Origin of the sequence: Vibrio sp. T20, assembly GCF_007858795.1 — a bacterium.
Taxonomy (GTDB): domain Bacteria; phylum Pseudomonadota; class Gammaproteobacteria; order Enterobacterales; family Vibrionaceae; genus Vibrio; species Vibrio satsumensis.
Map to the genome: position 1 here is coordinate 18378 of NZ_VFEB01000121.1, position 15623 is coordinate 34000.

The 15623-nt window shown below is 40.1% G+C and carries 8 protein-coding genes; all 8 read left to right on the plus strand.

From position 1 onward, the window contains the following. The first annotated feature begins 25 nt into the window (after positions 1–25). Positions 26–3325 (plus strand): type I restriction endonuclease subunit R, encoded by a 3300-nt coding sequence (locus FTW16_RS13670; RefSeq protein ID WP_146491448.1) that lies wholly within the window; start codon positions 26–28, stop codon positions 3323–3325. Further along, entirely contained in the window at positions 3325–4047 is a 723-nt protein-coding gene (locus tag FTW16_RS13675; protein ID WP_146491449.1) for a hypothetical protein, read from the plus strand. Before FTW16_RS13670 ends, FTW16_RS13675 begins: the two co-directional genes overlap by 1 nt. A 9-nt stretch (positions 4048–4056) precedes the next feature. Further along, a complete protein-coding gene (locus FTW16_RS13680; RefSeq protein ID WP_146491450.1) occupies positions 4057–6543 on the plus strand; it encodes a hypothetical protein in 2487 nt (828 codons plus the stop codon). Beyond that, the gene (gene rdrB, locus FTW16_RS13685; protein ID WP_146491451.1) at positions 6540–9041 is read left to right on the plus strand and encodes an antiviral RADAR system adenosine deaminase RdrB; all 2502 of its coding nucleotides are present in this window, start codon (positions 6540–6542) and stop codon (positions 9039–9041) included. The genes FTW16_RS13680 and rdrB overlap by 4 nt, the downstream gene beginning before the upstream one ends. Before the next feature lie 88 nt (positions 9042–9129). Beyond that, entirely contained in the window at positions 9130–9525 is a 396-nt protein-coding gene (locus FTW16_RS13690; protein WP_146491452.1) for a (deoxy)nucleoside triphosphate pyrophosphohydrolase, read from the plus strand. Between the two features lie 12 nt (positions 9526–9537). Beyond that, positions 9538–11331: a DNA/RNA helicase domain-containing protein gene (locus FTW16_RS13695; protein WP_146491453.1), complete on the plus strand. Its 1794-nt coding sequence runs from the start codon at positions 9538–9540 to the stop codon at positions 11329–11331. Between the two features lie 82 nt (positions 11332–11413). After that, on the plus strand, positions 11414–13924 hold the full coding sequence (locus FTW16_RS24780) for an McrB family protein (RefSeq protein WP_261383453.1): 2511 nt from the start codon (positions 11414–11416) through the stop codon (positions 13922–13924). Positions 13925–13929: 5 nt separating this feature from the next. Then, complete coding sequence (locus tag FTW16_RS13705) at positions 13930–15294, plus strand: McrC family protein (protein WP_146491454.1); 1365 nt, start codon at positions 13930–13932, stop codon at positions 15292–15294. The last annotated feature ends 329 nt before the right edge of the window (positions 15295–15623 follow it).

The following is a 15623-nucleotide window of genomic DNA, read 5'->3' on the forward strand; positions in this document are numbered from 1 at the left end:
CGTCAAACAGCAGTAGGAAAAGGCGATGAGCTTAAAATTTACTGAAGCCAAACTCGAACAGGCCATTATTGAGCTATTGGGTGAGCAAGGCTACCCACACGTAGTGGGTGAACAAATAGCGCGTGAAGACAAAGAACAAGTACTTATTGTCGATGACTTACGCCGCTACCTTGCTAAGCAGTACCGAGGCGATGGTATAACCGAGAGCGAAATCGACAGCATTATTCGTATGATCTCAACGTTGCCTGCCAGTGATTTGTACCATAGCAATAAAACCTTCTGCCAATGGCTAATCAATGGCTTCTTGTTTAAGCGTGAAGATCGCTCAAAGAAAGACCTCTATATTGAGTTAATCGATACAAGACATTTGGCACAAGCCTTGCGCTTGATGTTTGTCCCGCTGCTAGAGAATAAATCTAAGTCAGATAACGCTGATAGAGAAGTTGCTGAAGGTAACGTTACTTACCTAGAAACAAATCGGTTAGAAGCGACTGACACCAATATCTATAAAATCGTCAACCAGTTAGAGATTGAGGGTGTCGATGAACAAGTTCGAATCCCTGATGGTATCCTTTATGTGAACGGCTTGCCGTTGGTGGTGTTTGAATTTAAAAGTGCCGTGCGAGAGAAAGACGCGACTATTTTTGATGCTTGGAAGCAAATCTGCGTTCGGTATCGCCGTGATATTCCCAAGCTGTTCGTCTACAACGCGATGTGCATCATCAGTGATGGTGTGAACAATAAAATGGGTAACCTGTTTGCGCCGTATGAGTTCTTCTACGCATGGCGAAAAGTAACGGGCAACGAGTCTACCGAAAAAGAGGGTATTAACTCCCTCTATACGATGATTGCTGGGTTGTTTAACCAAACCAGATTACTTGATGTAGTGAAGAACTTTGTCTTCTTCCCTGATACTTCTAAGAAAGAGATAAAAATCTGTTGTCGTTACCCACAGTACTACGCAGCGCGAAAGCTTTACTACAACATCGACAAAGAACGTAAGCCATACGGTAGTGGTAAAGGCGGTACTTACTTTGGTGCAACAGGGTGTGGTAAGAGCTTTACCATGCAGTTTCTATCTCGCCTACTGATGAAAAGCATCGATTTTGAAAGCCCGACCATTGTACTTATTACCGACCGCAACGATCTCGATGACCAGCTTTCTAAACAGTTCTGTAATGCCTCTGATTACATTGGTGATGAGATGGTGGTGCCAGTTAAAAGCCGTCAAGATTTAAGAGACAAGCTGCAAGGCATCAAGAGTGGTGGTGTGTTCCTGACTACCATTCATAAGTTCACCGAAGACATCGAATTGCTTTCAGAGCGTACAAACATCATCTGTATTTCTGATGAAGCGCACCGTTCACAGGTCAACCTCGATAAGAAAGTGGTGATCAAATATCAAGATGGTGTAGCCGTCGATGTGAAAGAGACATACGGCTTTGCTAAGTATCTACACGACTCTCTGCCAAGCGCGACTTACGTTGGCTTCACCGGAACGCCGATCGATGCCACCCTTGATGTATTCGGTGATGCAGTAGACAGCTACACCATGACAGAATCTGTTAATGATGAAATTACGGTTCGTATTGTTTATGAAGGCCGAGCCGCTAAAGTCATTCTTGATAACAGCAAGCTTGAAGAGGTCGAGAAATACTACCAAGCGTGCGCAGAAGCGGGCACCAATGAACATCAGATAGAAGAGAGCAAGAAAGCTTCTGCCAATATGAACGCGATCCTTGGTGACCCTGATCGTATTGAAGCTTTGGCGAAAGACTTTGTTGAACATTATGAAGGGCGAGTTAAAGAAGGTTCTACGATAAAGGGCAAGGCGATGTTTGTCTGTGCGAGTCGTGAAATCGCGTTTGATTTTTATAAGCAAGTCAAAATCTTAAAGCCAGAATGGTTTGAGGAAAAGCTATCAATTGATGGTGTCGAGCTGACGGATAAAGAGAAAGAAGAGTTAAAGCCACTTGCAATGGTGCAAATGGTGATGACGCGCGGTAAAGACGATGACCCTGATCAGTACAGCCTACTAGGGACAAAGGAATATCGAAAATCGCTCGACCAGCAGTTTAAGAGTCCTAAGTCGAATTTCAAAATAGCCATTGTAGTCGACATGTGGCTAACAGGTTTTGACGTTCCTGAACTGGATACTATCTACATCGATAAGCCGTTGCAGAAACACAACCTGATTCAAACTATCTCACGTGTTAACCGTAAGTTTGAAGGCAAGGCGAAAGGGCTCGTTGTCGATTACATTGGTATCAAGTCACGTATGAATCAAGCCTTAGCGATGTATTCAAAGGCTGATGAGACTAACTTTGAAGATATTCGCTTTTCCGTTATTGAGGTGAAGAACCATCTCGATCTGTTAAGGCAGATGTTCCACAAGTTCGATACGTCAGGTTATTACACAGGAGAGCCGTGTAAGCAGCTAGAGTGCCTTAATCAGTCGGCAGAATACATTCTTCAAACCAAGAAAAGCGAAACCCGATTCATGGCTTTAGTCGGCCGTATGAAGGCGGCTTATGATGTTTGCTGTGGTAGTGAATTGTTATCTCAGCAAGAGCGCGACCAAATTCACTTCTATATCGCAGTGCGCTCGATCATCTTCAAGCTAACCAAAGGTGATGCACCAGACACGGCACAAATGAATAAGCGTGTTCGAGAGTTAGTGGCAGAAGCACTCCGTGCCGATGGAGTAGAAGAGATCTTTACCATTGGTGATGAGCACGCCGAAGCTATCGATATTTTTGACGAAGATTACCTAGCTCGTATCAACAAGATTAAGTTGCCTAACACCAAGATTCAGTTGCTTCAAAAGCTACTAGAGAAGGCGATAAGTGACTTTAAAAAGGTCAACCAGCTACAAGGCATGAACTTCTCTAAGCGCTTCCAATCGCTGGTGGAGCAGTATAACGAACGTCGTGAAAATGATGTGTTGAATGGTGAGGAGTTCGATACCTTCTCTCAAGAAATGACCGACATTATCTTTGATATCGTGAAAGAAATGGGCTCGTTTGAAGACCTAGGCATCGACCTAGAAGAGAAAGCGTTCCTCGATATCTTGAATCACATGCGCAAGAAATACGATTTCACCTACGATGATGACAAAATGCTCGAACTGGCGAAGGAGATGAAAACCACCGTAGACAATGTCGCTCAATATCCAGACTGGGCAGGGCGCGATGATATCAAAGCCAAGTTGAAAGTGGATCTAATCTTACTGCTACACAAATACGGCTTCCCACCAGTAGCGAACGATGATGTATACAAAGGCGTGCTAGAGCAGGCTGAGAATTATAAGAAAGGTAAGAGTTAATGAGCGGTGATAGTTCACTACTAATCGGACAGATCAATAAATATAAGGGTGCTATCAAAGGTGTCGAGAGTAAAAACTATAAGAAGCACGTGGCGACTAGGAAAATGTCATTAGTCGCCTTAGTTGGTTTCTTTATTAGCTTTTCTGCTCTGACTCTTAATAAGTTTTATAGTGATGGCTTTTTATCTGACGACTGTTTGTTGATCAAGCTACTAGAAAATAACGCTATTATTTCGGACTTTGTGTCTACGTTGATTGTTATCACGATACCAGCTGCATTGTACCTCATCGTATTTTCTTTGTATGAAAGTACACAGAATAAGCCTGGGAATGAGTGTAACCTAAAGTTTTACATGAGTTTACTCATCGTTTTTCTTTTGGTTTCAGTCGTTTTTTCTTCCCCGTTATTTTTCATGGCCATGTGTACTGTTGGTGTGACCTTGTTCGTTTTGTCTTATGGCTCTAATCGATACTTTGGTTATACCAGGGCTTGGGTTAGAAACCGTGCTGTTCGTTTTCACATTGAGAGACTGTTGTCAGAACACGAGTTAAACGTCGCAGGTAAAGCTCCGTTCATGGTGGAAATTGAAGAACAGGCGCTGCAAAAGAAGTTCTATACGTTAGTAGATAAGAATATCGAACAACAGCAAAAAGATATTGTTGGCGACCATTTATCAGTTGGTGATGCAACATTAAGTTGGATTAAAGGTTTAAAGAAGTAGGTTTAGAAAATGTCAGACTTTTTATTAGATTTAGACAAGCCCGAATATGATGATTTGTTTATTACATCTGCTGGTGAGCGGGAGCTGTGGCAGCGTGATGCAATGCATTCTTTGGTTAAAAAGTTAACGATTAATCTAGAGGCAGCTAAGCAGTACTGCAAACAAAGACAAAAAGATCGAAAGAAGACTAATCTATCGCATAACTCAATTTTCCTAACTGGTGAACGTGGCTCAGGTAAAACGGTATTCCTACGTAATGTGGAGAAGATCTGGCAACATAAAACAGAGACGAGCATAGAGAGTGACATCGGTTTTTTAGATGTTATCGATCCAACTATGTTGATGAATAATGATAGCTTTGCCAATGTTGTGGTGGCTGAAATTTATCGTAAAGTGGAGGAGCACAACTCAGATAACAATGTTAGTTCAACAGATAGAGCTGCTTTTTATAATGCACTGAAATCCTTATCAGAATCTCTTGGTAAACAAGATGAATTCAATGGTCATTCTGGTATTGATAAAATTCTGCGTTATAACTCAGGCATTCAAGTCGAGAAGAACTTTCATCGCTATGTTGAAGAAGCAATTAAGATCCTTTCGTGCTCAGCCTTGGTATTACCGATTGATGATGTTGATATGTCACTGCAAAAAGCGCATGAAGTGATTGATGATGTAAGACGTTTGCTTGGCTGCCCATATATAATCCCAATAGTTAGTGGTGACGTCGCTCTTTATCAGCAGATGATCAATGTTGACTTCGATCATCGCGCTTACAAAAAGCACTCTAATCAAGACTTACAACAGTCAGGGATAGAGCTTTCAAAGGGTTTATCTGACGAGTATCTAAAAAAAGTTTTTCCGGCTCAGATGCGCTTACCATTAAATAGTATCGTAAGAATCATTAATGGCTTAAATATTAAAGAAAGCGGTGAAGAGAAAAGTTTATATGTTTATATGAATAAATTTTATCATGAGTTCTATTTTTTACTTCATCGTCAACAATACTCTAATGAGTTACCTATACCCGAGACCGCGAGGGAATTAACTCAATTAGTTCGTTCTTTTTCATTGTCAAACTTAAATGAAAAAGATGGCTTTATGTTGTGGTCTACATTTCGCTCTTATAGTGAAGCTAAGAAAGATGCTGAAGGATATATAAATTCTTTGTCTTACTTGATTGCTGATTCTCGTAGGAATTCAGGAAATTTTTCGTTGCGAGAATTACCAATGTTTAATCCTCTTTTACAATTGAATCGTACCTATTCATGGGCTGAAAGAGACATTTATTCAACTCAAGTAGAAGCGGTTAATAGGATCAGTGAGGCTGAAAATAGTAAGTTTATTGAGCGAAAAATTTTAGAGTCTGATAAAACTCTAACATCGATGCCTCCTTACGATTATCATAGTAATCGTTTTCATATTCCTAAAAGTTCTATTGAAAATGAACGCAATCAGAATGAACACTTGCTCGCTATTTATACCAGTAATAATTATTACTCTGCATTGGCAAATACTACGCCAATCATTTTTGTAGGTAGAGCCTTTGAATTGATAATACTATCGTTTATTTCTGTTGGTCCGAATTTACAATCTCAGTTAGCTAGAGCTTTGTACGATACACCTTTGCATAGTGTGTTTTCTTTAAATATAACAAAACAGATCAGTGAGTTAGAACTCGATGACGATGACAGTATCGTAGATAATTATGATGTCGGTTTAGGAAGTAATGATGAAGTCTTAGAGTGGTTAGTAGGAAGTATTGAACGCTGGAAAACTGAGAATGAGGCATTTTTCAGCCATATCGATGGTCTTAATTTATTGCCTATTTTCGCAAAAATGTTTAATCAAGTATTCACGCAAATCAGTTTTCTTAAAACTAAGCTAACTAGTGGGAAATATAAAGAAGAACACCTCAGTGATTTTGCATGTCGATTCGAGTATATAGTTAATAACGCTGCTTTGATTCAGATGAATGATGTTAAAGTTGTTCTAGCAAATACAGCGCAAACTAATAATTATGATACTTTAAGGAACAATAAAAAATTCTTTAAATCAAATAATACGATTTCAAGGAATATATCAGCAGTTAAGAGTAGTGAACACGAAAATGCCGAACTTGCTAACCTTTTTTACAACGCATTATCAACTCATCCAATTTTTCAGATGAATGTATCAATAAGCAGCGATAATCAAGCGATTAGAAAGCCAAGTTATAGGCTGCTGTGGCAAGAAAAGAAACAAAATCCTAAGCAAGCTTCTGACGAGTTTGAATTGTTGATGAACAAAGCGATTGCGTCATCAAAAAGTTTTTCTGGGCAGAACAAGTTTGATAAAGATGATTTTATAAACTGGTTTAATTATGACTTTAATACAGCATTAAAGATGGCAAATAAGGTAGTACGAATAATTGATAATACGCCAGAAATAGAACCTAAAGGCACTACAGTTAAAGGTAAGGCTTTAGATGTCATGCGTCACTATGTGTATACATCATGATTGAATTATCCTTAAAACTTGCAGCTTATGCTTCATTTCTAAGCTCAGACAAGGCTATTGAACAAGCACAGAACTCTTTGTTGTCAAAACGTTTTAATAGTCATTCTATAAAAGACTATCAGTCTCTCTTTGCAGAGCCGTTGCGTGATGATGATATTGAAGCAGTTTATAACTGGCTGAATTTGGAAACCTTAACTGTTCAGCAAGTCCTATCTCAGCTTGCTGGACACTTCCTAGAATGGCAAGGCGATCGATTTGAAGTTAAGACTGAGCATTTAGATGAATGGCTTACCTTTGTGTCATTAGTCGACTGTAGCTGGGTGATCGCCCAGGCTTATGTCGATTTGATGGTGAAAAATGATATCTCATCGCAACAGATTTCAGATGCGATAGCTCTGAGCCAGTGTCCTGTTGCGTTGCATAAGAAACCAGTCATTAAAAAATTTGCGGATAACCATATCCATTTAGGTGGACACGGTCACACAGGTAATTCACTACTCAGTTTTGCACTATTTTTTGAAAAGTCAGACGGAAAAGTTAACTGGCCGACAAGATCGGAATACTCAGTTTTTGAAAGTGGCAAACTGAGTAAAGATAACTTGCCTTATTGGGTCAACAGTCTGGGTAATAAGCTTTGTCATTCACTTTTTGATCGTTCAGTTGGTACAAGTTCAATCCCACTAAACTCAACACTGATTGCAAATAATCACCAAGGTATCGCTTTACTACAAACAAGCAATACCGACACTCAAGCACAAAAAATAGCTAAGAATGCAGTCTCCCGTATAAATGGTAATGCAACGGTTTGGATTGAATTCTGTGTGGCGTTGTTACACGGTATTGGTGGTGAAGAGCACCCACGGTTAGAACAGTTTATTCGGGTTTCTAATATTTTCCGTAATTACATGATTGTGTCGGGAGTTGGTTTGACACAATTTGTAGACTTTTTTAGGTTTAAACATCGTAAGGGTGCTACACCCAAGCAGGCGATGCAGTTTTCACAGCAATCACTACGCGCTGACATGAGTAATACAGTGCGTGAGTTTAGAGTGGGCCCTAATATTCTACTCAATTCTCGCAATCTCGTGAAAACAGTCCCAGATGTACGAGAATATTTAGAACAGTTTTATCAGGAAAATGCAGCTGACAATGCACACTTTGTTGTTCATTTTACTCGATCTGGAAAGCGTGAAGACAAACGACAAGAAAGGGTACGCTTACGACATCTTAAAATGGCGCGTTCATTAGTGCAGTTCATGTCTTCAGTAGCCCATGAAGATAGTCTTATCCCAATAGAATTGACGGCAGAGCAGCTTAGTTTTGATTTGCGTAAGGCCATTAGAGGTTTCGATGTAGCTGGAAATGAAAACCATCTACCTATCGAAGTGTTTGCTCCTGTATTACGTGTGTTGAGATCGGCGAAGTTTTCAAGCCAAGGTATGTTTGGTACTCGTATAGAGCGACCGTTTCTTACGGTTCATGCAGGAGAAGATTTTAGTCACCTATTAACCGGTTTACGTAATATTGATGAAGCGGTTGTTTTTTGTGATTTCCAACAAGGTGATCGCATTGGCCATGCTTTGGCCTTAGGGGTTAATCCTCGCCAATGGTTAAAGCGTCAGCAAACAGCGTACCTGCCAGTAGGGGAGCATTTAGATAATCTGGTATGGGCTCACCAAAAAGCAATTGAAGTGCTACAACTTAGCGCCCAATTTACGGGTGTTTTACCACTGCTTGAACAGAAAATTCAATTTTGGAGCAAGGTTGTTTATGGCGAAGACGTTTCACCTTATGACCTTTATCGCGCTTGGTTGCTTAGAAGAAATTGCCCTTTAAATGTTAATTTGGATACTGATGAAAGTGGGAGTGACGTTTCCCAAGTACACTCGCTTCAGGAAGACTGGGTAATAGATAAAGCTGACTTAGAATCAAAGCATACCGCTAATCAGAAAAAGCTGTGGAGTCAGTACCTGTTCTCGAATGAGAAAAAAGAGGTGAACTATGACCAAACTGTCGCAATTTGTTCAGAGCTGAAAGGCAGCGATACTTTTGGATATAAAAATCATTGTCAGCTTTTCGACTCTATCTCTGAAGTTGAAATTAAGCTTTATGAAGCAATCCAAGATATTTTAATGGAGCGTTACGCTGTTAAGGGGATTGTTTTAGAAGCTTGCCCGACTTCCAATATCTATATTGGTCGCTTCAAACACTATCATGAACACCCGATTTACCGCTGGCACCCACCAGAAGAATCTTGGTTAGAGGATGGTGGAAAGTTCAACAAGTTTGGTTTGCGTAACGGTTCTGTTCCTGTATGCATAAACACTGATGACAGTGCATTAATGCCGACGACGATTCGCAATGAACATCGAGTGGTAAAAGAGGCGGCAGTTAATTATTTCGGTGTTGGTGTAAATAAAGCAGAGGACTGGATCGATCGTATTCGTCAAAAGGGTGTTGAGGTGTTTGAAGAAAACCACTTGGATTGGGTGAACTAAGTTTTAACGGTTGTTATTGGAGCCTTTGAAAGTACGTATGTGTTCGTCCCTAGGCTACAAAACGCATGATTATTGATTTGAGGTTAGTTTGGTAAAAAACATAGAAGTAGTGGCCGCCATTATTCAACATGAAGGCAAAACTTTATGTGTTCAGCGCGGTCCTTCAAAGTTAGCTTATATCCATGAGAAGTTTGAATTTCCCGGCGGGAAAGTGGAAGTAGGTGAGCAGAGAGAAGAAGCCATTAAAAGAGAGTTGAAGGAAGAGCTTCATCTGAATATCAAACATGTAGATTATGTCATGACGGTTGAACATACTTACCCTGATTTTCATATCACGATGCACGCTTACTTATGTCCTGTCGAAAACCGAAAGATAGTACTTACTGAGCATATTGAAGCATTGTGGTTAAATCTCGATGAACTAACTTCTTTAGATTGGGCTGAAGCTGATGTTCCCATTGTTACAAAGTTGCAAGCAAACTGAAGAGGACCGTGAATGACTTATTGCTATGCAAATAGGGTTGATGTTTTTCTTCAAGAACAAGAAGAAAACTGGTTGGCCAATATGTGTTCTGAGTTTGGTGAGAACTTCCCTGGCTTGGAGCTCGGTGAACTTCAGAAACGAGCTTGGGTTGATTGTTTTCATCATCTTCAGCAAGAACTCTCCAATCGTGCCCAATCTGATGGCTATATTATTTTTGAGTATGCTCTACCAATGGAAGGAGGGCGAAGACCCGATGTTCTGCTTCTAGTCGAAAATAAGCTATTCATTTTAGAATTCAAAATGAAGGATCGCTATCAGCGAGCGGATTATGATCAGCTGTGCGGCTATTATCGAGATCTCTGTAATTACCATCATGAAAGCGCCGAGCTAGAGGTGATTGCCGGTTTGGTTTTGACTCAATCCACCGGTAAATTAATGGATATCGAAAGTAATATCTCAATCCTATCTAGCGATAAACTCAAAGCCTTTCTTGATAAGTATTTAACGGGCGCTCCTACTAACACGGATTTAAAACAGTGGCTTGAATCGCCCTATGCGCCATTACCTAATTTAGTAGATGCAGCGGTAGAGATATTTCAAAACAATCCAATAGAAGAGCTAAAGAGTGCTAAGAGTGCAGGGATTTATGAAGCGCTTGATGAGTTGGATAAAGTAACTGCTTGGGTTGAGAGTGAAGGAAATAGAAACCGGGCGAGTGTATTGACCCTGGTTACTGGTGTTCCTGGAGCAGGGAAGACGTTGCTGGGTTTGGAGTTTGTACACAGGAACAAAAGAGGCCAGTTTCTATCTGGGAATGGCCCGCTGGTAGATGTCTTGCAATATGCTCTTGATGACAAAACGTTTGTTCGCGCGTTGAAGGACTTTAAACGCGAATATATGAAGTCACGTACAACCCCTCATACTAATTTGGTTGTTTTTGATGAAGCCCAGAGGATGTGGGACGAAAATAAAAACAAGAATTACCAAATGTCGGAGCCTTCTTGCATCATCAGGATCGCAGATAAAGATAAAGATAAAGATAAAGATAAAGATAAAACGCCTTGTCACTATGTCGCTCTAGTTGGAGAGGGGCAAGAGATTTATGTAGGTGAAGAAGTGGGTATTTCTCTTTGGTGCGATGCTTTGAAAAGTAGTAAAGAGCCTTGGATTGTTTTTTGCCCACCAGCGTTAGAGCATCATTTTCAATTCATGAGCAGTAATCGTGTTCGAGTAAACCCATTGCTAAATTTAGATCACTCTTTACGAGCTCATAGCGCAAGTTTATATCCTAAGTGGGTGGAAGGTGTTTTGAATGATAAGCCGGATGTTGCGCTGGCTAAGCAGACGATTAAAGACGGTTTTAATATCTATCTAACCAGAAATTTGGAAAAAGCCAAAAGATACTGTCTCAATAGATATCAAAACACCAACAAGAAGTATGGCTTGTTAAGTTCGTCAGACAACATCAAGTATAACAAACAACCATTGGGCCCATGGTTCCATGATGACGTTAGTTCTTCGACATCGTGTTGTAGTTTCCAGCGCACAATTAGTGAGTTTGATTGCCAGGGGTTAGAGCTTGATATGCCAGTGCTAATCTGGGCGAAAGACTTTCTCTACAATGGCAGTGGCTGGGTTCTTCATAAAGGCAATAGAAATGTTCAAAACCCTTTTCAAATTAAGCTTAATAGTTACCGGGTACTGATGACAAGAGGTAGAGATGGCGTAGTGTTTTATTTCCCTCAAGAGGCACTGTTCGACGAAACTTACGAATATTTCTTAAGTGCAGGAGCACAATGTCTATAAAGGCAGCAGCACTCAATCTTCGCGTCATTGAAATCAATTAAGGCCTTTTAGAGCAGGCTTAACACAATAAGAAAAATTAGAAATGAATGTAATTAAGCAGTATTTGATCGAGTGTGGTTACACTGAAGAGTTTTTAGAAACCACTGATGTAAGGTTTGATGAACCGAAGCTGATTATTTTGATTGAAAAGTGGCAGCATCAACCGAGCCTACGTAAGTTTGTTGAGTTCGCAGCACGTTTTCATTTAACACCGTATTCCGGTAATCGAGATTGTTTACTCTTTAAGCTAGAAGTAGCAGGTAGTTCAGTTCGAAATACTGTTCTTGGTGGTTTTAATGGGAGCAAGCAAGAGTTTGAGTTTGCGGGAACCCGCTTTAATCCAGAAAAAATCAGTTCAGCACTAAATTCTAATTCTGGATGGTTGAGAACTACGAGTGAACTAAAAGTACTAGCGCAACAGTTAAATGTTTTTTTTGATGAGAACGAAAAGCCCACACCTAAATACTTTTGGGTAAAAATGAGTCGCTCTGACATTGATAGTGTTTTAGAGCAGTTAATTGATAAGTGGTTAGTGGGTGTCCAAGGGTCGACTCAATTAACCTCAATCTCTATCGAGGAATACTTTACGCAAGTGTTTGAAAGTCGCGATGGAAATAACGGGGAATGGATTCGTGAGTATCGTGCCTATAATCAGCTTACTGTCGAAGAAAAAACCGCTAGTGAATTTGCTATTAAAGAGCTTTGGACAAAAGCCTCTACTTGGGTTGCGTCAATAAAAAATGGGATCATGAGCGGTGAAGATTATCGCAAATCTGAATCTGATTTAGTCGAGTTTACACGACTACTTGCCCGAGGTACCTCGCCTGAGCTGTATAACCAATCTATAGCGTTACTGAATCGATTAGCAGAAGAAGGAAAAATATCCCGTCGATATTGGGCTACGACTAATCGCGTTTTTGCTTCTTTACATCCAACAAAACTTTCAACGGCTGTTGCTGAAGAGGCACTAAGAAAAGTTTACCAATATTTGGATATAAGGTTTCAGCTCAAACTTAAGAACCTAAGTACTCTTAACTGGTATGAATTGAACCAGGAGTTACTGAGTAAAATACAGCCAATCTTGAAAGGTGTAATGGATACAGATGCGGTTAATGTGACGCTTTGGTATATCTACGAGTCCATAACTGAAACGCCTGCTAAAGAAACTTCTGAAGTGCGTGAGCCAGCTTCTAACTACGGTGAAAAACTAATGAATATACCTCTCAATCAAATTCTCTATGGTCCACCGGGAACAGGTAAAACATACCACACTATCGAAGCCGCAGTTCAAGCCGCTGATCCTGACTTTTACGCCAGCATAAACATTGATCCTGAAACCGGTGTATCAGAAGAGCAAAGAGACTCGCTAACGAAAAAATACAAAGCACTGATTGACGCTGGTCGAATTCGATTTGTCACATTCCATCAAAGCTATGGGTATGAAGAGTTTGTGGAAGGACTATCTGCAAAAACAGAAAGTGGTCGGGTATCGTACTATGAAAAACCTGGCATTTTTAAAGAAATTTGCCAGGATGCTTCTTCCTCAAGTTGTGCTCTGCTAAAAGTTGGAGATCAATTCAAGAGTTTTGAGCTCATAAGCGTGTCTCCGGAACTGATTACTTTTAAAAAGCAAAATGGGAACAAGCTACCTCTTTCTCGAAAATTGATAGAACAGGTTTATGAGTATTTTAAGCAAGGGCGCTTTTCCGTGGAAGATGAAAAGAAATCCTGGTTGTCTGGTTTTGAGAACGATATCGAAACTTACTTTGTGACGGGCTATGCGAGCATGTTTGCGTCAATGTTGCCTAAGATGAGAGAAAGGGAAAGCGAACAGTGTAAGTCAGGAAACTATATTTTAATTATCGATGAAATCAACCGAGGAAATATCTCTAAAATCTTTGGTGAATTAATTACCTTGATAGAGCCCTCGAAACGTAAAGGTGCGAAAGAGTCGCTAGAAGTCACACTTCCTTATTCAGGCGACAAATTTTCAGTCCCAGATAACCTCCATATAATAGGAACAATGAACACCGCAGACCGTTCATTGGCAATGATGGACACTGCCTTACGTCGTCGTTTTGACTTTAAAGAGATGATGCCAAATCCCAAGCTTTTTGCTAATAAAGAAGTTAAGGGCATCAATTTATCCAAATTACTCGAAACACTAAATAAGCGAATTGAAGTTCTCTATGATCGTGAACATACGCTTGGTCATGCTTTCTTGTTCCCTGTTTTCAATGAAGTTGATGAAGGCAAGGCGTTTATCGAGCTACAGTCAGCATTTAAGAACAAGATAATCCCGCTGTTGGAAGAGTATTTTTATGAAGATTGGAGCAAGATTCGTTTAGTCCTTGGTGACAGTTTGAAACAAGATGACAGACTACAATTTTTAAAAAGAACTGAAGACTCCTACAGTGAGTTGTTTGGCCCTGAACATGGATTAGAGTTGTATGAGGATTGCAAAGTGACATACTCATTCAAGCCTTTTGGTGAAGGGACTGTTTGGCAAAATCCGACAGCGTTCAAAACTATCTACGCAAAAGATAGCGAGTAAGCTTAGTGAAAGCCAAGCAAGAAATCACTCTCTTCGAGTATGACTGTTTAGTGAGTGAAGATGTGCTGAAAGATCAGACTACATCTTCACACATTCAATCTATCTCTATATCAGCCTATCAATATCTCAAGCAGCTTTGCTTAAGTAATGAGAATGAAAGAAACCTTCTCCAGTTACGTCGTCGAAATGGTATGGAAGTTCTGCAAGTTCAAAACTATGCCGGAGTTATGTTCACGCCAGATAAAACGCAAATTGAAATCTTGCCTAAAATCGGAAAAGGCTTCACAGATGAAGGTAGTGACAACAACTATGATGACGCTTATGTGAAAGCTCGGCACACACTACTAGTAATGTTACGTGCGTTGAAAGGTTTCTCACATATTCAAACCTCGAATGCTAATATTACTCGCCAAAGAATGCCGTTGTTAGAGGTATTTATAGGCCAGTTCTTACAGTCGGTGAACACGCTCGTAAAACGTGGCTTAAGAAGTGACTATGTACGTAGGGAAGACAATTTAGGTTTCTTAAAGGGGAAGCTGAATGTAGGAAAACAAGTTAGGCATAACTCCATTAGTAAGCATAAATTTTACTGTGAGTACGATGAGTTCTTACTCGATCGTCCAGTAAACCGGTTAATGCATAGTGCTCTAAAACGAGTGAAAGGCTATACGCGGAGTGCAGAAAATCAGAAGTTGTTACAAGAGCTAGACTTTGTATTTAATGAAATACCAGAGAGTAAGGACTACAGCGTTGATTTTTCGAAAGTCAGGCTTGATAGAGGGATGAGTTACTACCAAATACCTTTAGACTGGTGTCGACTAATCTTAGAAGGCTTTTCTCCACAAACGATGAAAGGTGGTGCTAACGCAGCTTCTCTTTTATTTCCTATGGAGAAGGTATTTGAAGACTACGTTGCTAAAGTTTTAAAAGAACAACTAGCGGTCAGTCATCCTAGGCTCAGTGTTAGTACACAAGTTACTGGTGAGTACCTTGCCCGTTATGACGGTAGAAACAAATTCAGTTTACGCCCGGACTTGATCATTAAGGAAGGGAACACCAATCAAGTCGTGCTCGATACGAAGTGGAAGCTTCTCGATACCAAGTTAAGTAATTCAAATATCTCCCAATCGGATATTTACCAACTGTTTGCTTATGCAAAAAAATATCTTGCAGATGATGAAAGTGGACAGGATGTAGTGCTTATTTACCCTAGCCAAGATAACTTTGATGAAGCACTGCATTTCCCCTTTGAATTGGGAGGTGGACATCAGCTTTGGGTCGTACCATTCGATATATCAGAGAAGAAACATACGGGTATCAGATGGCCATCAGCTTTCCACTTGCCCTCTAGTATTGAAGTTCTTCAATAGCAATCAAACTAATGCGAGTGCGGGAAAGACTCTAAGAGTTGATTGTAATGAACTAGATCAATATGCATGTGATGGATCAATCTATTATTGCGCCATGAATTATGTACTAAGGCTTGGTGGATATTTAGAAAGAGCTACGAGTTAGATTATCAAAATACCTGAAAAGAGATAACGAGCCACAGGCATAAAAAATATATAAAGCTTTGAAAACTTTTATCAATAGATGAAGTCTTCGCAGCTTCGTTAACACAAAGCACTCAGCGCATGGTTGAGTTGTAGGTTCATAGAATATCAACAATCAAGTTTGTTGACGCATTAATTTTGGAAGT

Bases quoted from the DNA above. Each gene is read 5' to 3' on its own strand.
- FTW16_RS13670 (WP_146491448.1), top strand. From the start codon at position 26: ATGAGCTTAAAATTTACTGAAGCCAAACTCGAACAGGCCATTATTGAG.
- FTW16_RS13675 (WP_146491449.1), top strand. From the start codon at position 3,325: ATGAGCGGTGATAGTTCACTACTAATCGGACAGATCAATAAATATAAG.
- FTW16_RS13680 (WP_146491450.1), top strand. From the start codon at position 4,057: ATGTCAGACTTTTTATTAGATTTAGACAAGCCCGAATATGATGATTTG.
- rdrB (WP_146491451.1), top strand. From the start codon at position 6,540: ATGATTGAATTATCCTTAAAACTTGCAGCTTATGCTTCATTTCTAAGC.
- FTW16_RS13695 (WP_146491453.1), top strand. From the start codon at position 9,538: ATGACTTATTGCTATGCAAATAGGGTTGATGTTTTTCTTCAAGAACAA.
- FTW16_RS24780 (WP_261383453.1), top strand. From the start codon at position 11,414: ATGAATGTAATTAAGCAGTATTTGATCGAGTGTGGTTACACTGAAGAG.